22 protein-coding genes are annotated in these 23,986 nt (G+C 45.3%); 8 read left to right on the forward strand and 14 right to left on the reverse strand.

What is annotated here, in order from left to right:
- Nucleotides 1-7: 7 nt before the first annotated feature.
- Nucleotides 8-1,132: an ABC transporter ATP-binding protein gene (locus H6F77_RS00985; protein ID WP_190484448.1), complete on the forward strand. Its 1,125-nt coding sequence runs from the start codon at nt 8-10 to the stop codon at nt 1,130-1,132.
- Here H6F77_RS00985 and H6F77_RS00990 read toward each other — a convergent pair.
- From H6F77_RS00990 to mtnA, 5 genes are all read right to left on the reverse strand, one after another.
- Nucleotides 1,124-1,678 carry a type IV pilin-like G/H family protein gene (locus H6F77_RS00990; RefSeq protein ID WP_190484451.1) on the reverse strand — a complete coding sequence of 185 codons (555 nt, stop codon included), beginning with the start codon at nt 1,676-1,678 and terminating at the stop codon, nt 1,124-1,126. The two genes, H6F77_RS00985 and H6F77_RS00990, sit on opposite strands and share 9 nt — an antisense overlap.
- Before the next feature lie 107 nt (nt 1,679-1,785).
- Nucleotides 1,786-2,370, reverse strand: a complete 585-nt coding sequence (locus H6F77_RS00995; protein WP_190484453.1) for a type IV pilin-like G/H family protein — start codon at nt 2,368-2,370, stop codon at nt 1,786-1,788.
- A 61-nt stretch (nt 2,371-2,431) separates the two neighbouring features.
- Nucleotides 2,432-2,947: a rhodanese-like domain-containing protein gene (locus tag H6F77_RS01000; RefSeq protein WP_190484456.1), complete on the reverse strand. Its 516-nt coding sequence runs from the start codon at nt 2,945-2,947 to the stop codon at nt 2,432-2,434.
- 231 nt (nt 2,948-3,178) lie between these two features.
- Complete coding sequence (locus H6F77_RS01005) at nt 3,179-3,955, reverse strand: sterol desaturase family protein (protein ID WP_190484459.1); 777 nt, start codon at nt 3,953-3,955, stop codon at nt 3,179-3,181.
- 40 nt (nt 3,956-3,995) lie between these two features.
- Nucleotides 3,996-5,057 (reverse strand): S-methyl-5-thioribose-1-phosphate isomerase, encoded by a 1,062-nt coding sequence (gene mtnA / locus H6F77_RS01010; protein WP_190484461.1) that lies wholly within the window; start codon nt 5,055-5,057, stop codon nt 3,996-3,998.
- A 154-nt stretch (nt 5,058-5,211) separates the two neighbouring features.
- Here mtnA and H6F77_RS01015 point away from each other — a divergent pair, with 154 nt between their 5' ends.
- Nucleotides 5,212-5,541, forward strand: a complete 330-nt coding sequence (locus tag H6F77_RS01015; protein WP_199321112.1) for a VOC family protein — start codon at nt 5,212-5,214, stop codon at nt 5,539-5,541.
- A 26-nt stretch (nt 5,542-5,567) separates the two neighbouring features.
- On the opposite strand, the gene dxs is transcribed toward H6F77_RS01015, so the two are convergent.
- Nucleotides 5,568-7,472, reverse strand: coding sequence for a 1-deoxy-D-xylulose-5-phosphate synthase (gene dxs / locus H6F77_RS01020; RefSeq protein ID WP_190484464.1), 1,905 nt, complete (start codon nt 7,470-7,472; stop codon nt 5,568-5,570).
- A 47-nt stretch (nt 7,473-7,519) separates the two neighbouring features.
- Complete coding sequence (locus H6F77_RS01025; RefSeq protein ID WP_190484467.1) at nt 7,520-7,756, reverse strand: hypothetical protein; 237 nt, start codon at nt 7,754-7,756, stop codon at nt 7,520-7,522.
- Nucleotides 7,757-8,153: 397 nt separating this feature from the next.
- Between H6F77_RS01025 and H6F77_RS01030 the strand changes: the two genes are divergently transcribed.
- A complete protein-coding gene (locus H6F77_RS01030) occupies nt 8,154-9,248 on the forward strand; it encodes an ATP-binding response regulator (protein WP_190484470.1) in 1,095 nt (364 codons plus the stop codon).
- A 179-nt stretch (nt 9,249-9,427) separates the two neighbouring features.
- On the opposite strand, the gene H6F77_RS01035 is transcribed toward H6F77_RS01030, so the two are convergent.
- A complete protein-coding gene (locus H6F77_RS01035; RefSeq protein WP_190484473.1) occupies nt 9,428-10,081 on the reverse strand; it encodes an HD domain-containing protein in 654 nt (217 codons plus the stop codon).
- Between the two features lie 131 nt (nt 10,082-10,212).
- On the opposite strand from H6F77_RS01035, the gene H6F77_RS27685 reads away from it, so the two are divergent.
- On the forward strand, nt 10,213-10,431 hold the full coding sequence (locus H6F77_RS27685; protein ID WP_242021811.1) for a transposase: 219 nt from the start codon (nt 10,213-10,215) through the stop codon (nt 10,429-10,431).
- A 70-nt stretch (nt 10,432-10,501) separates the two neighbouring features.
- Nucleotides 10,502-10,747 carry a hypothetical protein gene (locus H6F77_RS27690; RefSeq protein WP_242021812.1) on the forward strand — a complete coding sequence of 82 codons (246 nt, stop codon included), beginning with the start codon at nt 10,502-10,504 and terminating at the stop codon, nt 10,745-10,747.
- Nucleotides 10,748-11,006: 259 nt separating this feature from the next.
- Here H6F77_RS27690 and glcD read toward each other — a convergent pair whose 3' ends face one another.
- The 3 genes from glcD to miaA all read right to left on the reverse strand — a co-directional run bounded on the left by glcD (nt 11,007) and on the right by miaA (nt 14,300).
- Entirely contained in the window at nt 11,007-12,482 is a 1,476-nt protein-coding gene (gene glcD / locus H6F77_RS01045) for a glycolate oxidase subunit GlcD (RefSeq protein ID WP_190484476.1), read from the reverse strand.
- Nucleotides 12,483-12,591: 109 nt separating this feature from the next.
- On the reverse strand, nt 12,592-13,248 hold the full coding sequence (locus H6F77_RS01050) for a carbonic anhydrase (protein ID WP_190484478.1): 657 nt from the start codon (nt 13,246-13,248) through the stop codon (nt 12,592-12,594).
- Between the two features lie 143 nt (nt 13,249-13,391).
- Nucleotides 13,392-14,300: a tRNA (adenosine(37)-N6)-dimethylallyltransferase MiaA gene (gene miaA, locus H6F77_RS01055; RefSeq protein WP_190484480.1), complete on the reverse strand. Its 909-nt coding sequence runs from the start codon at nt 14,298-14,300 to the stop codon at nt 13,392-13,394.
- A 153-nt stretch (nt 14,301-14,453) separates the two neighbouring features.
- On the opposite strand from miaA, the gene gyrB reads away from it, so the two are divergent.
- The 3 genes from gyrB to cobW all read left to right on the forward strand — a co-directional run bounded on the left by gyrB (nt 14,454) and on the right by cobW (nt 18,533).
- Nucleotides 14,454-16,415, forward strand: a complete 1,962-nt coding sequence (gyrB, locus tag H6F77_RS01060; protein ID WP_190484483.1) for a DNA topoisomerase (ATP-hydrolyzing) subunit B — start codon at nt 14,454-14,456, stop codon at nt 16,413-16,415.
- Nucleotides 16,416-16,599: 184 nt separating this feature from the next.
- A complete protein-coding gene (locus H6F77_RS01065; RefSeq protein ID WP_190484486.1) occupies nt 16,600-17,316 on the forward strand; it encodes a biliverdin-producing heme oxygenase in 717 nt (238 codons plus the stop codon).
- A 173-nt stretch (nt 17,317-17,489) separates the two neighbouring features.
- Nucleotides 17,490-18,533, forward strand: coding sequence for a cobalamin biosynthesis protein CobW (cobW, locus tag H6F77_RS01070; RefSeq protein ID WP_190484488.1), 1,044 nt, complete (start codon nt 17,490-17,492; stop codon nt 18,531-18,533).
- 325 nt (nt 18,534-18,858) lie between these two features.
- Here the strand turns inward: cobW and H6F77_RS01075 are convergent, their stop codons facing one another.
- The 3 genes from H6F77_RS01075 to mfd form a co-directional block, all read right to left on the reverse strand.
- Entirely contained in the window at nt 18,859-19,140 is a 282-nt protein-coding gene (locus H6F77_RS01075) for a cupin domain-containing protein (RefSeq protein ID WP_190484490.1), read from the reverse strand.
- A gap of 20 nt (nt 19,141-19,160) precedes the next feature.
- Nucleotides 19,161-19,490, reverse strand: a complete 330-nt coding sequence (locus tag H6F77_RS01080; RefSeq protein WP_309228782.1) for a Mo-dependent nitrogenase C-terminal domain-containing protein — start codon at nt 19,488-19,490, stop codon at nt 19,161-19,163.
- A gap of 635 nt (nt 19,491-20,125) precedes the next feature.
- Nucleotides 20,126-23,668 carry a transcription-repair coupling factor gene (gene mfd, locus H6F77_RS01085; RefSeq protein ID WP_190484494.1) on the reverse strand — a complete coding sequence of 1,181 codons (3,543 nt, stop codon included), beginning with the start codon at nt 23,666-23,668 and terminating at the stop codon, nt 20,126-20,128.
- Between the last annotated feature and the right edge of the window lie 318 nt (nt 23,669-23,986).

Raw genomic sequence — 23,986 nt, forward strand, 5'->3', positions numbered from 1 at the left:
CACTGCAATGGCAAACGTTCGCTTAGAAGGAATTACGCGCACCTTTGGCAAAGTAGTTGCCATCGAAAACATTACCTTTGAAGTACCAGACGGGCAATTTTGGGTGATGGTAGGGCCATCGGGATGTGGTAAATCTACAATTATGCGGACGATTGCTGGTCTAGAATCGGCAACATCAGGCAATCTTTATATCGGGGATGTTCTAGTTAATGGGATTCCCGCACGTCAGCGAGATGTGGCGATGGTGTTCCAGAATTACGCGCTTTATCCGCATATGACTGTAGCTGAAAATCTGGCTTTTGGTCTGCGGATGAGGCGAGCTGATGATACAAAAATAAGGGAAAGGGTGGAAACTGTTGCGCGATCGCTGGATATTTCCCACTTGCTAGATCGCAAACCCGCTCAGTTATCTGGGGGACAGCAACAGCGGGTAGCATTGGGGAGAGCGATCGCGCGTCAACCAAAAGTTTTTCTACTAGATGAACCGCTATCTAATCTCGATGCCCAGCTTAGGGACGATACGCGGGCAGAATTAAAACAACTACATCAGAAAGTTGGAATTACTACTATCTACGTCACGCACGATCAAGTTGAGGCGATGACGCTAGCAGATAAAATTGTGGTACTCAAGGGGGGAAAAATTCAACAAATTGGCGACCCCCAATCTATTTATGCTCGTCCTGCTAATAGGATGGTTGCCACTTTCTTAGGCAGCCCGCCAATGAATATTTTACCTGTAACTTATACAGGGGAGATGTTCCAGTTAGGCGATCGCTCTTTAGCTTGTCCTGCGACTATTAAAGATAAGTTACAACCAAGGCAGGGCCAAGGTTTTGATTTAGGTATTCGCGGCGAGCATATATGGATTGACGAACCGCAGAGGAGCAGAGAAAACAGAGAAGAAAAGGAAGAAAACTATGGGGAACTGGTTGTTGAGGTTAAGGTTGTAGAACCTTTGGGGAGGGAGACTTTAGTGCGTGCTAGTTTGCCTGGGTTAGATGCGTTCGTTAATTTTCAAGTGGATGGTAATTGGCGGGGAAGAACAGGCGATCGCGTTTCTATTCACCTCGACCTAGATCGGTTGTTTGTCTTCGATCCTGCTACTGGCGATACTTTATATCCGTTAAGGTGAAATTCTCCTCGTTTCATCACCGCAGGTCATCACACCATTTTGATAACTTGGAACGCTAATTTTGCTGATATCCGCAGAATTAGCCTCACATAAAATTGTCTGTGTTGTCATCTGTATTGTCATATTATCGTTACCAGTCTTTGAATCTATATTGTTATCGGGTGTTAGGAACACGCCCCCAATATCACTTTTGAGACCCTTATTTTTAGCAATACCGTAATTAAAGGCAGCAGTTTTTGTACTTTTGGTTGAATACTGGTAGTTTGCAGTGCGAGGCGGAATGCCAACGCCCAAAGCCGCGATGGAATTGGAAAACTTTTCTTTTTCTGTATAGTAGGCTTGCTGTCCTTTATTTAGTGAGTATACATATGTTTTGGATTCTGACTTTTTGCTTGTATTTGCACAATTCAGAAAACTTGGCAAAGCAAGAGCAGCCAGTATCCCAATAACGAGCATAACAACAAGAAGCTCGATTAAGGTAAAGCCGCGATGCTGATGTTTGTTTAATAAATATTTCAATAATTGAACTCGGATTGCCATGTTCATTGGTAGACCCTCTGAGAAAAAAAGAAAAATAGCGATCGCGCTAATTTAATGAAAGCAATTTTTGCAGGAGCCGCACTTGTTATAATTTTACATCAAACCCATTATCGTCACCTCCTGCTAAGTTCTTTCGTTCCAGTACCGCAGGCTAAAATTCCCTTTTCATATGTTGGGTTCTCAAATTCGTTAGAAGTAGGGGAAGCCGCCTCGCATACAATTGTTGCGATACTTCCAGTTCCCGGATTGGCAACAAAGACTCCACCAACATAGCTTTTATGCTTATCTTTGCGGGATATTGCATAGTTAAATACAGCTTTATCGTTACTAGGAACAATTGCTAAGGTATGAGTTTTCGTCTGTGCTTTAATGCCACCATCTAATTTGTTGAGCGAATCAGAAAGTTCTTTTTTTTCTGAGTAATAGGCTTGCTGCGCTTTGTTCATAGCTTCAACAAATCTTATCCCTTCCCTGTGCCCGCATTTACTGGATACGTTAAGCAAACCAGGCAAAAAAATAGCAGTAATCACGCCCCCGCTAACTGTTATAGCTAGCAAACCAATCCAAAATAAACCTTTTTTATTAGCACCTATTGGCAGAGGCGTTGTAAATTCCGCTTTACTTCCGATAAGAGAGATATTCTCTTGAGGAGTTGCTCTTGCTTCTACCTTTTTTGGTTTATTTTCTCTTTTTAACATAATTATTCAGCCTAGAAACCTTGGTTATTTTATATTTGCTTACTGGCGATCGCTAACTGTTTCAATCTGTACGCTGTACAACAAACGGCGATAACACAGCTGTGTCTTTCTCTGCTGGTATTTCTTTTCGCCATGCTGTTATTCCGCCTGATAAAACTGCCATCTTTAAACCTGTTTCTTGTAGCAATTTATAGGCTTTGACGGAACGCGGGCCTTTAGCGCAATAAAGTACAAGCGTAGGCTGTGTTTGATTTGGCTTAACGCTTTTTTTTACAAGTTCGCGGATTTGCTCAACTCCTATGCCAGCTTCAATGTCAGTAATGGGTACGATCGGGCTTTTACCAATACGATCTTCAACATATTCTTCAGGCGATCGCACGTCAATCATTAATACTGGCTTCAGCTTCACAGCACGTAATTCTGCTACTGTAACTTGTTGGGGAAATTTACCAGTAAGTATCGATTCAATGTCTACACCCGTAATAACGGTAGCTGTCCCTAAAACACCAATACTAAAAGCGCCAATTCCCAACATTACAGGTAAAGGACGAAAATAACTTCGGATCTTAGCCAGCATTTATCTAGCACCCTCCAACCAGGAAAACTTTGATTTTTCCACCATAACAACTGCACTGCCCAGATGTCACTAGACAATTTTGGATTTCCCCTCATTCCAGGTAGAACCTGGGAACGCAGACTGGGAGAACCTACCTCGCTTCTTTACAAAGAGACAAAGCCTCTAGTTCTACTTAGGAACAAGAAACTATCGTGTTAATTAAGATTTAAAAATTCCCAGGGTTATATTCCCTTAAAAATTTATGTTTTTACGAGTGCGAAATGGATGTAAAATCTGCCCAATATAGCCAGAAGGAATGCGCTCGGATATACCATAGCGATCGGGCATTTTCCCCCCAGGCATATAAAGCGTTCCAAATATTAAATCTAAAAAAGGTAACTGGGCGGCGAAGTTTTTATTATAGGCTTTTTTATCTATACTATGATGCCAATGATGAAATTCTGGCGTGGCAACAAACCACTTAAACCATCGAAATTTCAATTTGATATTGGCATGAATAAAAAAAGCTATAAAAGCACTAAATATAATGTATCCAGCAAATGTCTCTTTAGTAAATCCTAAGATGTACAGGGGGATAACCTGAAACATCTTTGTAAATACTTGATCTATAGGATGCACGCGCACGGTAGCCAACCAGTCTAGCTGTTCAACACTATGGTGAACTGCATGAAATTTCCAAAGCCAGGGAATTGTATGGTTTAGTTTATGAGCTGTATAATATCCAATATCTGATATTAAAACTGCTTCTATAAACTGCAACAAAAGTGGTTGAGAAGCAACTAATATTTGTAGTTGAGTATTTAATAAGCCTTTAAAAATATGTCCGATTAATAAAACGCTAATTGCTAGTTGGGTTCCTCTCCCAATAAAATAGCCTAAAAAATAATAAATGGCATCAGTTGTCCATGCTTGACGAAATATTTTTTGTTCGTGTAATGCAAATATTCTTTCTATAGGAACCAAGATAAAGAACAGGATAAGGAATCCTTTTATAACATCAGTAACCATAGGGGTTAAGCATGGGGTGGGGACTGCCCACCCTACTTTTCTAAACAACTTGCTCGATCTGAGTCTGTTTTAACTCACCGGGAGCAACTGCGCCATACTCTGTAATAATTGCTGTAATTAAGCTGGCGGGGGTGACATCAAAAGCGGGGTTGTAAAACTCTACGCCAGTTGGACAAATGATGGTGTCGCCAACTTGGTATATTTCAGATGGGTGGCGTTCTTCTATAGGAATTTGGCTGCCACTGGCTAACTCAAAATCAACTGTAGAAAGGGGCGCTGCTACGAAGAAGGGGACGTTATGAGCTTTGGCGACAAGTGCAAGGCTGTAAGTGCCAATTTTATTAGCGGTGTCACCATTGGCGGCAATTCTATCAGCACCAACGACGACGGCATCAATCAAACCCTGCTTCATACAATGAGCAGCCATACTATCAGTAATCAAGGTGACTGGAATGCCTTCTTGGACGCATTCCCACGCGGTTAGTTTGGCACCTTGTAAACGAGGGCGAGTTTCATCTGCATAGACTCGCGCTAGGCGATTTTCGCGCCAAGCGGAACGCACGACACCCAAGGCTGTACCATAGCCTGCCGTTGCCAATGCCCCGGCGTTACAGTGGGTAAGAATAGTCAGTTTAGCTGGATTAGCGGGTAGGACTTTTAAACCGTTGTCGCCTATTGCTTGACAGGTTTGGATGTCTTCGGCGTTGATAGTTTGGGCGGTTTTGAGTAGAGTTGTTTTGAGTTCTTCTACTCCCCCAAGGGACTCGTAGGCGGTTTTGAGCATGCGCGCGATCGCCCAAAATAAGTTAACAGCCGTTGGACGAGTTTCCCGCAACATCTGGGCAACTTTCTCCAACTGAGTCAAAAACTCATGCCTGTCTTGTGTCTCAATTTCTCGCGCCCCCAGGTACATTCCGTAGGCAGCAGCAACACCAATTGCAGGTGCGCCCCGAACTATCATGGTTTTAATTGCCTGCGCCATGTCCTGGCTACAGCTAATTTCGACAAAGGTATATTCGGTGGGTAGACGGTTCTGGTCGATTAGTAAAACTCGGTCTGCGTTCCAAATTACGGGATACACCTGGTTGGCGGAAGACGACATATCAGTTGTTGGTTGTTGGGGGTTAATATGCTAGTTTCTAACAACTTAACTCATATTTACTCGTCTTTTCCAAAAGTTTATGGCCAACTAGCATCTATGAAAGTTGATAGTATTGACCGCTACGTTCTTACCGTCCATAACATAGGGTTAACTTGTGAATTCTATTCCCGCGTGTTGGGAATGCAAGTTGTCACCTTTGGGGAATAACCGTAAGGCGCTGAAATTTGGCCATCAAAAAATTAACCTTCATCAAGTTGGGCAAGAATTTCAGCCAAAAGCTTTAAACCCGACTGCTGGTTCAGCCGATGTTTGTTTTATTACAAATATGCCTTTGAAACTGGCGATCGCCAGAGTTAAGTCAAGTGGTATTGAAATTATAAATGGCCCCGTCACAAGGACAGGAGCCATAGGAAGTATTGAATCTATCTATGTGCGCGATCCAGACGGTAATTTAATCGAAATCGCGAACTATTTAGAGTTATAAGGTGGGCAATTGCCCACCCTATCTACTTACTTAACCGCTGACAATTGACGGCTAAAAGATTTCCGCACTCGGTCGGCAATTTGAGGGGGTGTTAAGCCCAGTTCTGCCATAGATTGTTCTGGCGTTGCATGATCTACTAATACATCAGGTACGCCAATTCGCATCACTGGCACTAAGATGTCATTATCTAGCAAAGATTCAGCGATCGCGCTCCCAAATCCTCCCATCACGCAGCCTTCTTCCAACGTCACAACGCGACCAATTTTTTGAGCTAAAGGCAAAATCAACTCAGTATCCAGAGGCTTGGCAAATCGCGCATTAATAACAGTAGCTTCAATGCCATGTTCGCTCAAAATCTCCGCTACCTGCATCGCTGGATAAACCATCGAACCATAGCCCAGCATCAGCACGTCATCGCCTTGCCGCAAAATTTCTGCCTTACCGATGGGCAGTTCTTCCCAGCCTTCTTCCATCAACGGTACGCCGTAGCCATTGCCGCGTGGATAGCGCATCGCAATCGGGCCACTCGTATAGTTTACTCCCGTCGCAACCATCTGCTGAAGTTCTGCTTCATCTTTAGGAGCCATCAGCACCATATTAGGCAGACATCGCAGATAGGAAATATCGTACATTCCCTGGTGAGTCGGGCCATCAGCACCGACAATTCCAGCGCGATCTAGACAGAAGAAAACGGGCAGATTTTGGATGCAAACATCGTGAACAATTTGGTCGTAACCGCGTTGTAAAAAAGTCGAGTAAATCGCTACAACTGGGCGAATTCCCTCACAAGCCATAGCCGCAGCTAAGGTAACAGCGTGTTGTTCGGCAATCCCTACATCAATGTATTGCTTCGGTAATTTTGCGTGGAGTTTATCTAACCCCGTTCCGGTTGCCATTGCCGCCGTAATACCGACAATTTTAGGGTTACTTTCGGCTAATTTAACTAAGGCGTGGGAGAAGACTTTGGAGTAGGCGGGTGGCTTGGGTGAACTTGCGGGGATGGCTTTGCCAGTCACTAGGTTAAAGGGTGATTGGGCGTGATAGCCTACTTGGTCTTTTTCAGCTATTTCGTACCCTTTGCCTTTGACGGTTGCAACGTGAACCAAGACTGGCCCTGGCATCTGGTGTGCCTGCTTAAAGGTGGCAATTAGTTCCTCTAAATTGTGCCCGTCTACTGGCCCCATGTAGGTGAAGCCGAGTTCCTCAAACACCGCGCCGACTTTGGGAACTGCCAGACGCTTCATCCCTTCTTTGACCCGTTCCAGTTCTGGGGATAGGGATTCGCCAACGAAGGGAATGTGCTTGAATTGTTCCTCTAGGTTATCCGTGAGGAACTGCATCGGCGGGCTGAGGCGCATTTTGTTGAGGTAGCGGGGAATTGCGCCGACGTTGGGCGAGATAGACATCTCGTTATCGTTCAGCACTACTAGCAGCTTGGTTTTGGGCAAGTGTCCTGCATGGTTGATGGCTTCTAATGCCATACCACCAGTAAGTGCGCCGTCGCCAATTACTGCCGCTACTTTGAAGTTTTGGCCTTTGAGATCTCGCGCTAGCGCCATGCCCAAAGCGGCTGAAATACTTGTGGAAGCGTGACCAGCACCGAAGTGATCGAATTTGCTTTCGCACCGCTTGAGGTATCCGGCAACTCCGTCTTTTTGCCGCAGCGTGTCGAAGCAATTGTACCGCCCGGTGATTAGTTTGTGTGGATATGCTTGGTGTCCGACATCCCAGATTACTTTATCGCGGTCTAAGTCTAATGTCTGGTATAGGGCTAAGGTTAGTTCTACGACTCCCAATCCCGGCCCCAAATGTCCGCCATACGTGGCGACGGTTTGGAGATGCTTTTCCCGAATTTGACGAGCAATTTGCTGGAGTTGACGAATCGAAAGACCGTGCAACTGGTTGGGATGGGTAATTTCACTCAGGTGCATTCCTGGTTTCCCTCTGAAGCTTTAAAGATGGGTTTTTTCTTATCTCTTTAAACTTTAATGGATTTGGTGCGATCGCCCTCGATTGGGAAATGTTTAATTAGGTGTAATTCCCCCCTCCCCCCATTTTCCACTAAGGCGATCCCCTTGTGCTGGGCGCAAGCGGCTATAGTTCCTGACATTTTGTAGGCGAACAGCCGCGTGATGATGCTCTTTGTGGCAAAATGCATTCGTCGTCTACCTACAATCAGAACTAAAATATTTTTGGGCAAGCGGCGATTTCTCATATCGCTCCGATACAAATATCTATTGAATTACCACAAATTAACGCAATAGTAATGTCTTCTCAACATTTATTTTTGGCAGTAACTCGAAATCGGCGCGATCTAGAACTTATAAATAATTTTTATTATCCGGGAGAATATTCGGGTATCGGTACTAACAACGTATATTCGCTAAATCAACCTATTAGCCAATTCAAATATATTTTTTGTTGGTGGATAGTGAATATTTGGAGTTATTGCCGGATAGGGGAAATAAATGCGATCGCGCTAGGTAAGAAGGCAAATTATCTTTGTCTTACTCTAGCCCTGCAAAAGTATCACCTCGCAGCATTATATTGTTTAATCCCCGTGCGGTCGAAGAGTTGCTGTAAATTATTCTGAACCTGATAAATTAGCCAAAATGAAACGAATTTTACTGCTATTTCTCGATAATAATGAGAATAGCCGCCTATTGTTGGAATGGTTGACAAGCCGCTATGAGATTATAGTACCCAATTTGACGGTAGAGGCTGCTGAACTACTTGATGAATCTTTTGATTTGTGCATTTTAGATGGTGGGGCTTTAAACCTTTTTGCGGAACGGGTGCGAGTTAGGAAAAAAGCTTCTCTTCCTGTATTTCTTCCCTTTCTTTTAGTAACTTCTACGCCAGATGAGGCGGCGATCGCGGGGCAACTTGGGCAGAGCTTTGATGAGGTAATAGTTAGTCCGACTGAGAAGTTACAATTGCAGGCACGGGTAAGAATTTTGTTGCAAAACCGCCAACTTTCTCTAGCTATCCATAATGCCAATCAAGAAATCAAAGGTCTCAATGAGGTAAAATCTCGCATGGTATCGATGGTTTCCCACGAGCTACGAAATCCTCTAAGTGCAATCCTTTTCTCTGCTCAGTTGCTACAGCAATTCGGCGATCGCTGTCCGCCAGAGGCAAAACGCAAATATTTCAATTTAATTCAAGAGCGCGTCGAGTACATGACTGGACTGTTAGATGATGTGCTAATTCTGGGATATGCAGAGTTGGCGATGCAGTTAAACCCACAATTGCTGGAGCTGGAAACTTTCTGCGGCAATCTCATAGAAGAGATCCAGCTGAGTGCTAGCGAGAAGCACGCGATCGTTTTTACTTTTGATAGCCGATACAGCCTGGTTTACCTCGATGAAAAACTGCTGGGTCACATTCTCAGTAATTTGCTAACCAATGCTATCAAATACTCGCCTGAAGGTGGCAAGGTAAGCTTGGAAGTTTCTTGCCTGGAGCGCGAGGTAATTTTCCGGGTTACAGATGAGGGTATTGGCATTCCCTCAGAAGACCAACTCCAACTATTTGAGTCATTTCACCGAGGCGCAAATGTTGGCAAGATTCAGGGGACTGGACTGGGCTTGGCTATAGTTAAACAATGTGTTGAGCGACATGGTGGCGCGATCGCCCTAAACAGCGAAGTCGGCGCAGGTACAACTTTTATTGTTACTCTGCCGCTTTCCTCAGCTATAAGCTAGACTGGGACTATATTTGAGCGATATGAGGAGAATCCGGCGATCGCTCTTAATATATCTTTATTTCTATCTAGTGATGGAATTTGTTATGGTGTTTTAAGTCTCAATTAAATAGTAGCAAAAAGTCATATTATTAGCAACCCCCTGGTAAATTAACTTTTTTACTAATATTTTGCATAAGGTTATAAGGATAATAAATATTGGATTTCGGTTTGAATATTGCCTCTAGCGTTAATTTCCAGTGTGGCAAACATTGTGTCAGTTAGGTAGATTCTGGGACGTTGCAAGATATTTTGTAAAAATTTAAGCCTGCCAACTTGATAAGATTCGTCGGAAACCCAGGAATATTCTTGACGGATTGCTTGGGAATAACGGCGATAGTTAGATACATCTGCGCCTAATATAGACAAGTCAGCATCCATGAGAATTTGGCTATCGATGTCGTTATCGGGGTAGCGATGAGTTTTTGTTTTCAAGATAAGGTTAGTCACAGAATTTATCAGCTTTGAGGATAATTTGAAGTAGTTTAAGAGGCTGGCGGCATATTCAGCACTTTTTTCTTCGTTATCGTTAGATTTAGCGTCATAAATAACATCGTGAAACCAGGCAGCAAAAGCAATTGTGTCAGGTTCGAGAGCTAGCGATCGCAACAACTCTATTACTTGCAAAACTTGGCTAACATGATCGAGATTATGATAAAAGCGATTTGGGCTGGAGTATAAATTTGCTATATCGAGAAATGTTTGGCGAGCGATCGCGCTATTAACGCCAAAATTTTGCAGCAAGTTTTGCCAACTTAATTCGAGGCTTAAAAACAAGGTACAAAATTCAGACATATATATAGATAGGTTTTGGGGATAGAGCGATCGCAGATGTAAAATCAGAGGTTTGCTCGTTCCCAGGTAGAACCTGGGAACACTAATTTAGAGGCTACTGCCTCACAAATCGCTCATTGCCAGGTAATAAAATGGGACGCAGCCGCTACCACGTACTAGGAAATCAGCCGCACTTTCTTACCTGTACGAGCGTCAATTGGATACCGTTATTCAGTAAAGTTGAGCTAGCACAAATTATTTTAGACTCCTTAAGTTTTCTGCAACGGCAGCAACGACTGGAATTGTACGCTTATGTAATCATGGAAAATCACATTCACCTGCTGGCATCTGCTACAAACTTGTCTTCATGAGATGCGTACCTTTAAATCATTTACAGCACGATCTATTGTTGACTTACTGGAAAAAACTCAAGCGAACTATATGCTAGAGCAGTTGAAGTTTTACAAACTACGACACAAAACAGACCAGGATTATCAGGTTTGGCAAGAAGGATTCCATCCGCAGGCTATTTTGAGTGAGGAAATGTTTATACAAAAGTTAGAGTATATTCACAATAATCCGGTTAGACGCGGCTATATAGACGATCCGGCTCATTGGCGGTATTCTAGTTACCGCAATTACATGGGACAGCCTGGTTTGTTGCAGGTAAAATTGCTCGATTTGTAATCTTTTTTCTCGTTACTCGTTTACTCGTTTACTCGTTTACTCGTTTACTCGTTTACTCGTTTACTCGTTTACTCGTTTACTCGTTTACTCGTTTACTCGTTTACTCGTTTACTCGTTTACTCGTTACCAGGTTCTACCTGGTAACGCAGTCTAGAGGCTCTGCCTCGCTTCAAAGTTAGGAGGCAGAGCCTCCCGAAGGCATTCCCAGGTAGAACCTGGGAACGAGGAACGAGGAAGCCTGGGAACGGGGAAGGAGGGGTTAGAAGAGATCTACTTTGTCGAATTTCTTTTCAGCCTGAGCGCGTGCTGCTTCTCCACAAGTGCGAGGAGTAGGGAATATCTTCCCAGGATTTGCTAAACCCTTGGGATTAAAAACTTGCCGCACCCACTGCATTGCTTCCAAATCAGACTCGGTGAACATATCAGGCATATAGCACTTTTTGTCTGCACCGATGCCGTGTTCTCCAGAAAGACTCCCCCCGACTTTTACGCAAAGCTTGAGGATTTCCCCCCCTAATTCTTCTACTTTCTCCAAAGCACCATGTACTGAATTATCGTAAAGAATTAACGGGTGAAGATTGCCATCCCCGGCGTGGAAAACGTTAGCGATAGTATAACCGTACTTCTGACTAAGTGCCTCAATTTCTTGCAAGACAAATCGCATCTGAGTCCGAGGAATAACCCCATCTTGTACATAATAATCTGGACTTAAATGACCTGCGGCGGCGAATGCTGCTTTGCGACCTTTCCACAATTTTAGGCGCGTTTCGAGATCGTTGGCAGTCGTAATGTTCCGCGCACCGTTCTTGAGACAAAGTTCCGCAATATGCTTTTTATTTGCAGCAACTTCCACTTCTAAGCCGTCTATTTCCACTAGCAAAATTGCAGCGGCATCGCGGGGATAACAACCAGTTGCTACAACGTCTTCGACGGCGTTGATGCTAACGTTATCCATTATTTCCATACCGCCAGGAATTATGCCAGCGCTGATGATATCAGAAACAGCTGCACCTGCATCTTCTATGCTGGTAAAATCTGCCAATAGAACGCAAATTGATTCGGCTGTTTTAAGAATTCTTAGAGTAATTTCTGTGGCAATTCCTAGCGTACCTTCAGAACCTACAAATAAACCTGTCAAGTCGTAGCCTGGTAGTTCTGGAATTTCCCCGCCAACATCTACAATCGAACCGTCTGGAAGAACAAGTTTTAATCCTAAAACGTGATTAGTGGTGACTCCATATTTAAGACAATGAACGCCGCCGGAATTTTCAGCAACGTTACCGCCGATAGAGCATACAATTTGACTTGATGGATCGGGAGCATAATAGAATCCTGCACCGCTTACAGCTTGCGTTACCCAGTTGTTAATTACTCCGGGTTGTACGACTACTCGCTGATTTTCTAAGTCTATGCTGATGATTTTTTTCATCAAGGCGGTGACGATGAGAACGCAGTCTTCAACAGGTAATGCACCGCCTGATAGACCTGTACCTGCGCCTCGCGCTACCCAAGGTACGGAGAAGCGATCGCATATTTTTACCACCTCTGCAACTTGTTCTGTTGTTCTCGGTAGGACTACGACCGCTGGTTTTTGTCTGTAGCTGGTTAAACCATCGCATTCGTAGGTAATCAATTCTTCCCGACGTTGCACTACGCCATTCTTACCGACGGCGGCTTCAAATTCTTTGATTATTGGTTGCCAGTTGCGCGTTGAGGTTTTGTCTTGGGTAATCATTAAGTGTTTCCTAAAGGTACTAAGTATTTTATAGGCTGTTTAATTCAGAGAGTATGTTTCTCTGATAGCGCGATCGCTGTTTTTCACATCCCCTATCTTTGAGCTAATTTTATGCATGAGGGTGATCCATTTCATAGATAGCATACTCTAAAGGTTGCCTGGGAAGATTGCATCGTTCTGTACTGTAAACAAATACCGAGCCTGTCTCAATTTTATATATCCAGGCGTGGAGGTTGAGTTGACCGTTGTGGATTTTGGAATGGATTGCGGGATAGGTTCGCAAATTTTCAATTTGCGTTATAACATTCTCCTCAATCGTAACGTTTAAAAGTTCTTCACCCTCTAATCCCTTATAATTTTCCTTGATCATCCTGCGGGTAGCTTCTGCGTGTTTTAACCAATCGCAAACTAAGGGCATATCTTCAGCAAGTGTATTCAGTTGCAATAATCCTCTCATAGCGCCGCAATCGGAGTGACCGCAGAGAATAATATCCTTAAGTCCTAAAGCTTGGACAGCATATTCTATAGCTGCACCTTCACCGCCATTTGTCGAACCATAAGGGGGAATGATATTGCCAACATTCCGCATGATGAATAATTCACCAGGCTTTGTTTGAGTAATTAAACTTGGATCGATCCGCGAGTCAGAGCAGGTGATAAAAAGTGCCCTTGGACGCTGTTTAAGTGAGAGCTGCTTGAACATCTCTCGGTTTTCGCTGAAGTAGTTAGTTTGGAAATCGTGCAGACCTTTAATTAACTTCCGCATAGGTCAGAATTTTCTAGGTACAAAAACAATATCTTTTACTTTATTTTTAGACCCGATGCGAGTTCGGTATCCTGTGCATCAGTTCAAAAAAATATTCGCTTTTTGGATATTATCCCCCAGAGTTGCGATCGCTTTCCCGATTACTACTTGCTCTTTTTGCTCTTGACAAACTCCTGCACTCGCTTCCAAACCTTCTCCAACAAATCAGAACTCTCTGCATCAAACCACTCAATTTCAGAATAAGCTCGAAACCAAGTAACCTGCCGTTTGGCAAATTGCCGCGTGTGCAAAACTGTTAATTCTTTCGCTTCTTTTAATGAAATCTCCCCTGCTAAATATTGCTTCATTTCTCTATAACCAAGAGTATCCAAGAGGGGCAGATCTTTACCGTATTTCTCACAAAGAAATTTTACTTCTGCTTCCCACCCAGCCGCTAACATTTGCTCGGTGCGCTGTTCGATGCGATGGGTGAGATGAGCGCGATCGCAATCTAAGCCAATCTGCAAAATTGGATAATCTGGTGGATTCTCTCCTTGCTGTTCCGAAATAGGCCGCCCGGTAACATAAAATACCTCTAGCGCTCGTAAAGTTCGCACCGGATCGTTGGGATGAATCTTCGCTGCCGCAGACAAGTCAACTTGTTGCAACATTTGATATAATTGAGTTTGAGCGAGGGAATAAAGTTGCGATCGCAACTCCATCTGCGGTGCTACCCTCGGAATCTTCAACCCCCGCGTCACCGCCTTAATGTATAAACCAGTACCACCAACCAGTAATGGAATGTCTCCCTGTTGATGCATCTGGTTAATCAAAGCTTGCGCCTGCTGCTGATAATCTGCCACAGTCAGAGTTTCCGTAGGATCGCAGATATCAATTAAATAGTGAGGAACAAGCTGTTGTTCTGCGACTGAGGGTTTAGCCGTGCCGATATCAAACTTGCGGTACACTTGGCGCGAATCAGCACTGACGATCGCAGATCCCAATCTTTGAGCCACAGCCAAGGCTAACCCAGACTTACCCGTTGCAGTAGCACCACAGATCGCGATTAGCATTTGACTCCTGCTTAAGTGGGTACATCCCCTGTATAAATTGCTCTTAAAACTGCCCTACGGTCGCCCTTAACCCTATTGTGCTATAATTTTGGAGTATTTTGTCATTTCAGAGCCGCTTATTGGCTCTAAACTCATTATCGGAGAATCCCTTGCATGACGAGCAGTTACAGCGCCAAGCAGCCTGATTACGGTGCGGATCAGATTCAAGTTCTGGAAGGTCTTGAAGCCGTCCGGAAAAGACCGGGGATGTACATCGGTTCGACGGGGCCGCGCGGACTCCACCATCTAGTTTACGAGGTAGTGGACAACTCGATTGATGAGGCTCTGGCTGGCTACTGTACCCATGTGGAGGTAGATCTAAACGCCGATGGTTCCGTGACGGTGACAGACGACGGGCGCGGCATTCCTACAGATACTCACTCCAAGACGGGCAAATCAGCCCTAGAAACAGTAATGACAGTCCTGCACGCCGGGGGCAAATTTGGTGGCGGTGGCTACAAAGTCTCTGGTGGTTTGCACGGCGTAGGTATTTCTGTTGTTAACGCCTTGTCCGAACGGGTGGACGTTACGGTGTGCCGCGACAACCGGATTCATACCCAACGATTTGAGCGCGGCATCCCCGTCACGGAACTCACCTCGAAACCCCTTAAAGAAAACCGCAGTGGAACATCAGTTACTTTCAAGCCCGATACGCAGATATTCATAACATCGGGAATAGAGTTTGATTATACTACTCTAGCCAGCCGCCTGCGCGAACTTGCCTACTTAAATGCGGGAGTAAAAATAACCTTTACCGACCATCGGCTAGAATTGCTCAAAACCAACGAGCCGAAGGTAGAAACTTACTGCTACAAGGGGGGCATTCAAGAGTATATCGCGTATATGAACGTCGATAAGCAGCCTCTCCACGAAGAAGTTATCTATGTATCGGGGGAGCGCAACAACGTTCAGATAGAAGTATCGTTGCAGTGGTGTAGTGATGCTTACACAGACCAGGTGTTGGGGTTTGCGAACAACATTCGCACGGTTGATGGGGGGACGCACCTAGAAGGTTTGAAAGCCGTCCTGACTCGCACCATGAATGCGATCGCTCGCAAGCGTAACAAACTCAAAGAAGGAGAGCCTAACCTCGCTGGTGAGAATATCAGAGAAGGTTTAACGGCGGTAATTTCTGTTAAAGTACCAGACCCCGAATTTGAAGGCCAAACCAAAACAAAATTGGGCAATACTGAAGTGCGGGGAATTGTCGATTCCCTAGTAGGCGAAGTATTGACCGAATATTTAGAGTTTCGCCCAAATGTTGCCGATGCCATTTTAGAAAAAGCAATTCAGGCATTTAAAGCAGCAGAAGCCGCCCGTCGCGCCCGCGATTTAGTGCGTCGTAAATCTGTTTTAGAATCTTCACCTTTACCAGGTAAATTAGCAGATTGTAGTTCAAGAGATCCTTCAGAATCTGAGATTTATCTAGTAGAAGGGGATTCTGCTGGTGGCAGTGCGAAACAAGGGCGCGATCGCCGCTTCCAAGCCATCCTCCCCCTGCGCGGTAAAATCCTCAACATCGAGAAAACCGATGACGCCAAAATCTACAAAAACAACGAAGTCCAATCGTTGATTACAGCCCTCGGATTGGGCGTCAAAGGTGAGGAATTCGACTCCTCACAATTGCGCTACCACCGCATAGTAATTATGACTGATGCTGATGTAGATGGAGCGCACATTCGTACTCTGTTGCTAACTTTCTTTTATCGCTATCAACGAGCGCTAATCGAACAAGGTTACATCTACATCGCCTGCCCTCCACTATATAAAGTAGAGCGCGGCAAAAATCACGATTATTGCTACAGCGATCGCGAACTGCAAGAATTAATCCGCCAGTTCCCAAGCAACGCAAAATACACCATCCAACGCTTTAAAGGCTTGGGTGAAATGATGCCTACGCAACTGTGGAATACCACGATGAACCCGGAAACTCGCACCCTCAAACAAGTGGAGATTGAAGATGCTGCCGAAGCAGATCGGATCTTTACCGTCTTGATGGGCGATCGCGTTGCACCCCGTCGCGAATTTATCGAAACCTACGGTTCCAAACTAAATCTCGCCGAGCTAGATATTTAGCCCAGCGGGCACTACCCGCCCTACAACTTGTCACTTTCTAGAGGCGCACCTAAGTGCGCCTTTTACTTATGTAAAAAATCTTAATGAAAATTCTCAGCAAATCGATCTAATGTTACGTTTTAGACGGTTTTCGATCCGGATTGAAACCAAGCTCCTCAATCAACTTTAGGGACAGTAATTTAGCATGAGCAGTAATTTAGCGACCAAACTGCGCGAAGGAACAAAAAAATCCCATTCGATGGCAGAAAACGTCGGTTTTGTCAAGTGCTTTTTAAAAGGCGTCGTTGAAAAGACCTCTTACCGGACCCTGGTAGCCAACCTTTACTTCGTCTATTCAGCGATGGAAGAAGAGATGGAAAAGCATCGCCAGCACCCCATCCTCTCGAAAATTTACTTTCCCCAGTTGAACCGGAAAAAGAGCCTAGAGCAAGACCTCACCTTTTACTACGGAACCAACTGGCGCGAACAAATCGCCCCCTCTCCAGCGGGTGAAGCTTACGTCCAGCGCATCCGGGAAATTTCTGCCTCAGAGCCAGAAATGTTAGTCGCCCACTCCTACACCCGTTACCTCGGAGACTTATCGGGCGGCCAAATTCTCAAAGGAATTGCTCAACGGGCAATGAACCTCTCCGACGGACAAGGCATCGCCTTCTACGAATTCCCAGATATTGCCGACGAGAAAGCTTTCAAGGCAACCTATCGCCAAGCCATGAACGATCTGCCCCTTGGTGATGACGTAGCGGATAAAATTGTTGACGAAGCCAACGCTGCTTTCGGCATGAACATGAAAATGTTCAACGAACTCAATGGCAACTTGATCAAAGCTATTGGTCAGATGCTGTTCAATACCCTGACACGCAAGCGCACAAAGGGCAGCACCGAACTGGCAACCGCTGAATAATTTATCAATTGTCCTATCTCAGATCGCATTAAATTGCTTGTAGCAATCCTGGAAACTGGGTGATGGTGCAACAGTCATCATCTAGTTTCCAGGATTGCCAGCTTTTAAGGGGTATGCTGCCTGTGGTAATATCGCTTCCGCTTCTAAGCGATGAATTCAAAACTATTTATAAAATGGCTGCAAAACTCCCCGTTACAGTAATTACCGGATTCTTAGGCAGTGGCAAGACGACTCTAATTCGCCATCTGCTACAAAACAACCAAGGGCGACGCATCGCCGTGTTGGTGAACGAGTTTGGCGAATTGGGCATTGATGGCGAACTGCTGCGTTCTTGTGGATATTGCCCAGAAGATACGGATAGCAACAGCAATATTGTTGAGTTAACCAACGGCTGTCTGTGCTGTACCGTCCAGGAAGAATTTTTGCCTACAATGCTGGAGTTGTTGAAGCGACGCGACAAGCTAGACTGCATTTTGATCGAGACATCGGGATTGGCGTTGCCTAAGCCGCTAGTTAAAGCTTTCCGGTGGCCGGAAATTCGCAATGCTGCTACAGTAGATGCTGTAATTGCAGTCGTCGATTGCGAAGCAGTAGCCGCTGGGACATTTGCCGCCAATCCAGAGGCGGTGGATGCACAGCGACAGGCAGACCCCAATTTGGAACACGAGACGCCCCTACAAGAACTGTTTGAAGATCAGTTGGCGTGTGCAGATTTGGTGATATTGAACAAGACAGATTTAGTCGATGACCAGAAGCTGAGTGCTGTTGTCGATTTGGTTAAACAAGAGTTGCAGAGTTCGGTGAAGATTGTAGAGAGCGATCGCTCCAGCGTAGACCCTTCTGTTATCCTCGGCTTACAAGCAGCAGTAGAAGACAACTTAGACGCACGTCCCAGCCATCACGACACCGAAGAAGACCACGACCACGACGAAGAAATTACCTCAACCCACGTAATTTTCAACCGTGCCTTCGATCCCCAAGCGTTGCAAAAACAGTTAGAAGCTATCGTGCAGCAGCAAGAGATTTATCGCATTAAAGGCTTCGTCGCAGTCCCCAACAAACCGATGCGTTTGGTATTGCAAGGTGTAGGAACGCGCTTCGACCAATTTTATGACCGACCCTGGCAACCCGAAGAACAGCGGCAAACCCAGTTAGTGTTCATCGGTCAGAAACTCAATCCTGGGCAAATTGAATCGCAGTTAGCAGCGCTTAACTAATTTTCCCTTCTCAACAAGAAAGAGGCAGCAGCCCACCAAACCTCGTTTCCAGGTTCTGTGGGTTGCTGCCTCTTATTGATACTGGTGCAAGATTTCAGGGCTACAGGGCGATTGAGGTAGCGTGTCCAATTGCTATTACTGAAGCGATCGCGTTTTCTTAGGGGAAATACTTCTACCCTTGAAGGAAAACAAGCTTACCAGTGCTACTCCGCTGCGGTTGCGAAACTTAGACAATAATCAAACCAAGAGCCTGCGGTGTACGGTTTGTGGGGAGGAATGATACTAGCGCCGCAGCATTACAGGGTGGGCTATCGGTTATCGAGTACTAAACAGATCGTCCAAACTTATAGTGCTTTCTGACATCGCTGCTAATCTTCCAAGTGCAGGACATCCCAGCCGGAAACCTTACTAAGTCGCCTTTGCCCATTTTGACGGACTTTCCACCTTTAGGCGTTACTACTACATCGCCCTCTAAAAAGTAGCAAGTTTCTTGCTCGTCATAAGTCCAGGGAAATTCCGATACTTCCTTCGTCCAAATCGACCAAGTGTATACGCCCAAATGGTTAAGCTGTTCTTGGCTAGGCTGATGCTCGATTTTTATTTCCATGCTGTGCTTCCTCTACTTTTTTAGCAGTAGGATGTGATATCCATTCCACACTCATCGACCAAATAACACAAAGCGCGAAAACGCAAGCCAACCAATTCCTCGTAAAGCGGATTCAGTTTGCACAACGGTGGAATGTGCCCTACCTTGCGACCAAACAGGATAATATCGCGCTCAAACGGACATTGAGCAGGAATAGCCTTGGCGAGAAACTCAGCCATTTCGGCGTTGCGAATCTCAATTCCATCAACCCATTGGCGTACTGGACGCAGCAGATCAAATTTGAGTTTGGGAAGCTTAAAGCTCTTGCTGGCTCGTGGAGTAGCTTCAGAATTTGGGGCTATACGAGTCACAATGATCGATTGATTGTCTGTGCAGATCGTGGCCATAATTTCTCCTTGTGATTCCACTAATTGCGATCTTGCTTCAACTACTTCTATTTACCAAGATACAAACTAAAATCATTTGTTCCGTAAAAATGAGACTAATATTTCTTATCTCACAGTAAAGTTTTCATAAATTCCCCCTTGTTCTCTCTCACACGAAAAATTACACTTACTAAGCCATGCAAGCTTAGTAAATATGAGAGTTTTTCACTCACTTTTTAAGGTTAAAAATCCCTATCAAACCTAACCCAGGCCGAGATAGATTAGATAATTTAATTTAAGCGATCGCCCGACAGTTATCGAATTTCCTGTGCCCTGTCAACTAGCCCTACTCGGCTATCAATACTTATTTAAATATATATTAAGCAGAGCCATCAGTGCCGAATGGAGTAAATTTTTTAGGGCGCGGGGCTGATTGTCGTCTTCCCTAAGAAGAACATATGTAGCATAAGTAACCATTTAACTAAAAACTCAGCCGTAGGCGCACAGACGACTGAGGATTTTTAGCCGAATTATTTGCAACGATAACGAGGGTTGGAACGCAAGCGTTGCGGACTATTCTCACAACCTTCCAACACATTTTAAAAGTAGTACGCCCAGCATTAACTAACCATTGCTGGTTCTGGAAGCGCCCCTTGCATTTTACCCAGCCAAGTAATTAAATTGTCCATCTGTTGGTCTGCGGGCACTGCGCCCAAACCCCGAACCGTAACTTTGCCAGAAGAGTAGACAAAGCGAGAGTGCAGGTGTTCTGGCAAATTACCCTTAAGCAAATTCCAGGCGGGTTCCTCCATAGGCGTTTCTAGGATAACGTGCTGCTTGCCCTCTGGCTTAATGCGCGAAAAACCCAGTTTCTTAGCCAGTTGTTTCAGTTCAACAACGCGCAGGAGTTGCTGGGCGGGTTTGGGGATATCACCATAGCGATCGCGCAACGAAGCCGCAATATTAGCTAATTCTTGCTTAGAACTCGCCGCCGCAATAGAGCGATAAGCGCTCATCTTTTGATCCAAGTCCGCAATGTACTCGGCTGGGATAAACGCCGTCAAATTCAAATCGATCTGCGTATCGTCAACTGTAGGAATTTCCTGTCCGCGAATTTCCCTAATCGATTCCTCCAGCATTTCCATATACAGATCGAAGCCAATTGCATCCATCTGTCCGGACTGTTCAGCCCCTAAAAGATTGCCCACGCCGCGAATTTCCATATCGCGCATCGCCAATTGGTAGCCAGAACCTAGCTGCGTGAATTCCTGAATCGCTCTTAAACGCTGACGCGCAGCATCTTGCAGCCTTGAATTTTTAGGATAAAACAGCCATGCGTGGGCTTGAATTCCAGCCCGTCCAACCCTTCCGCGCAATTGGTACAACTGAGAAAGACCAAATTTTTGGGCATCTTCAATCAGAATAGTATTAACGCGGGGGATATCCAAACCCGATTCAATAATTGTTGTACAAACAAGGATATCCGCCTCGCCATTACTAAAAGTTAGCATCGTCGATTCTAACTCTGATTCATCCATTTGACCGTGAGCGATCGCGAGTCTAGCACTCGGTATCATCTCCCGTAATTTAGTCGCCGTTTCCTCAATTCCGTCAACTCGCGGCACGACATAAAACACCTGTCCGCCTCTATCTAATTCTTGTCTAATTGCAGTGCGGACAGCTTCGGGATCGTAAGGCGCTAAATGAGTTTTAATCGGACGACGCGACGGCGGGGGTGTCGTAATCAAACTCATTTCTCTGATCCCCGATAGCGCCATATAAAGCGTGCGGGGAATAGGCGTAGCCGAGAGAGTCAGCACATCCACTTGCGCCCGCAAAGATTTTATTTTTTCCTTTTGATTTACGCCAAATCGCTGTTCTTCATCCACCACCAGCAATCCCAAATCGCGGAAATTTATTCCCTTTCCTAATAACTGGTGAGTGCCAACAACCACATCTAATTCGCCCGTTGTCAGACGTTTTTGAATGTTACGGCGTTCCTCAGCGGAACGGAAGCGATTGAGCAAACCTACCTCAATTGGATATGGTGAAAAACGCTCTTTTAAAGTGTGATAATGTTGTTGAGTTAGGATAGTGGTAGGAGCAAGAAAAGCAACTTGTTTCCCAGCAGTAACCGCTTTAAAGATAGCGCGAATAGCAACTTCAGTTTTCCCGAAGCCGACATCGCCGCAGACCAAACGATCCATAGGGCGATCGCTCTCCATATCCCGCTTTACATCTTGAGTCCCCTTCAACTGATCCGGCGTCGGCTGATACGGAAAAGAGTCTTCGAGTTCCTGTTGCCAAGGCGAATCTGCTGGATAGGTGAAACCTTGCTGCTGCGATCGCTGCGCGTATAACTTCAGCAAGTCTACCGCCAATTTCTTAATCGCTTTGCGGACTTTATTCTTAGTTCCTTCCCAAGCCTTGCCAGACATCTTATTAAGTTCTGGCGGCTTACCTTCAGTTGAGCGAAACCGCGATAACGACCCCACCTGATCTGCCGCAACACGCAGCAACCCATCAGCATACTGAACAACCAAATAGTCGCGGGTTTCTTTATTAACAGTCAGACTTTCCAACTTAAGAAACTTTCCAACCCCGTGATTTCTATGAACAACATAATCACCCGCTTGCAGCTTGTTAGGGTCAACTTGCTTAGAAGCCGCGCGACGGCGCTTGCGGATATAGCCGTGTGTAGCGAGAGTATGCTGACCGTAAAACTCGCGGTCGGTAACAACAACTAAACGGAAAGTAGGGAGGATAAATCCTTCCAATTCAGCTAGACCGGAGTATTTTACCGCGATAGGCGTGTGCTGAATTTGCAGCTTATCAATAGCTGGATAATCGCGGGGGTTGGGTACGAATTGCGCCGGACAGTCGTGTTCTTGTAATAGAGCTACAGAACGAGTAGGTTGAGCAGAGACAAGGAAAATAGAAAAATTGCGATCGCGCTCTTTTCGCAGAACATCAGCAAGTTTAGCAAACTGATGAGGTGTAGTCGGTACAGAACGGCTGGCAAGATTTATCCCTTTCCCTTCTTCCACCAACTCAGATAAATCTACACGATTAAAATCAAACGCCTGCTCCAAAGATTCATCAAAAGAACGATGAATTTTAGGTAATTCTTCATCTCCATCAACAATCAACGAGGAACCACGAACAATTTGCCATTGTTCTTCAGCGTGTTCCACCCAGCGATCGCTATGCGCCCTACACTGATCCGGCTCATCAATAGCAATTAGCGTATTTTCCGGCAAATAGTCTAGAAGAGAAGCTGGCTTATCAAAAGCCAAACCCAGAAATCGGCGCACTCCGGTCTCTTCCCTCTCCTCCTCTGCTGCGAGTGGGGGCGGGTTCGTCTCATCCAACGCCGCCCTAATGATAGGACTAAAATTAGTAGGAGTTAAAACTAAGCGCTCGATCTTATCAAGCGATCGCTGTGTCGAAGGGTCAAACTCCCGCATCTGATCTAGCTCATCGCCAAACCATTCCAAACGCACGGGCAACTCAGCCGCAACGGGGAACACATCGATAATATCGCCGCGACGACTCCACTGCCCTTCCATTTCCACAAGGGGAACGCGACCGTATCCCAAAGTCGCCAGTTTTTGGCTAAAAGAGTTTAAATCTACCGACTCACCTCGTTTTAGGGTGAGACAATAAGGGCGGAAAACCTCTGGCGGTGGAAGATGCGGTTGGAGCGATCGCTCTGTCGCCACAACCGCCATTCTAGATTTTGGATTTTGAATTTTGGATTTTAGATTATTAGACTGCTCCTCAGATGGCGTAGCCTCTGGATGCTCGCCATTAGACCCCAATCCCAAATCGACCAAATCGGCGAGGACCTGCATTTGCCCCCAAGTCATCTCAGATTCAGGGTCATAAGGCTCGTAAGGGGACGACTCGGAAGTAGGGTAAAAATGCACGGTGTTCCAGCCCATCGCTTCGAGCTGGGCAGCCCAACGTCCGGCTTCTTCCAAAGTGGCGCAAACAACAAACAAATTGCGTCCCTCAGTTTGGGCTAGGGCAGATGCCACCAGTCCTTTAGGGAGGCGGGAGATACCGTTGAGCAGTAAGAACCGGGAGCGGTTTAGCTTAGAGAGGAGTTCTGTAGTTAGCGCCGATCGCCCTAAGCCACGAATAATAGAAGAAAAAGCCATGAGTTAGATAAAATGCTTAACTCGTTCTGATAAAAAGCAGGAGTGTATGTCCCTACCTTCATAATTCTAGAAGGCTATTCGCATATGACCGTTCTAACGACAGATTTCTACTATAGACAAAATGTTACTTTCTCTATAGCTAGAAGTTTTTTGTCGGGCTTGCGAACGCTATTCGATGCATAGCCGCAGGGGTTAGGTAGTTGGTGGACTCCCTAAACATCCCTGAAAACTTGAAGCTAGGAACGCAAAATCCACCTTTAGGTAACGTTAACCGCCGATACCAGTCCCTTTAGTCCCTAATTATGGAATTTCTCATTC

The organism is Microcoleus sp. FACHB-831 (assembly GCF_014695585.1).
Taxonomy (GTDB): Bacteria; Cyanobacteriota; Cyanobacteriia; order Cyanobacteriales; family FACHB-T130; genus FACHB-831.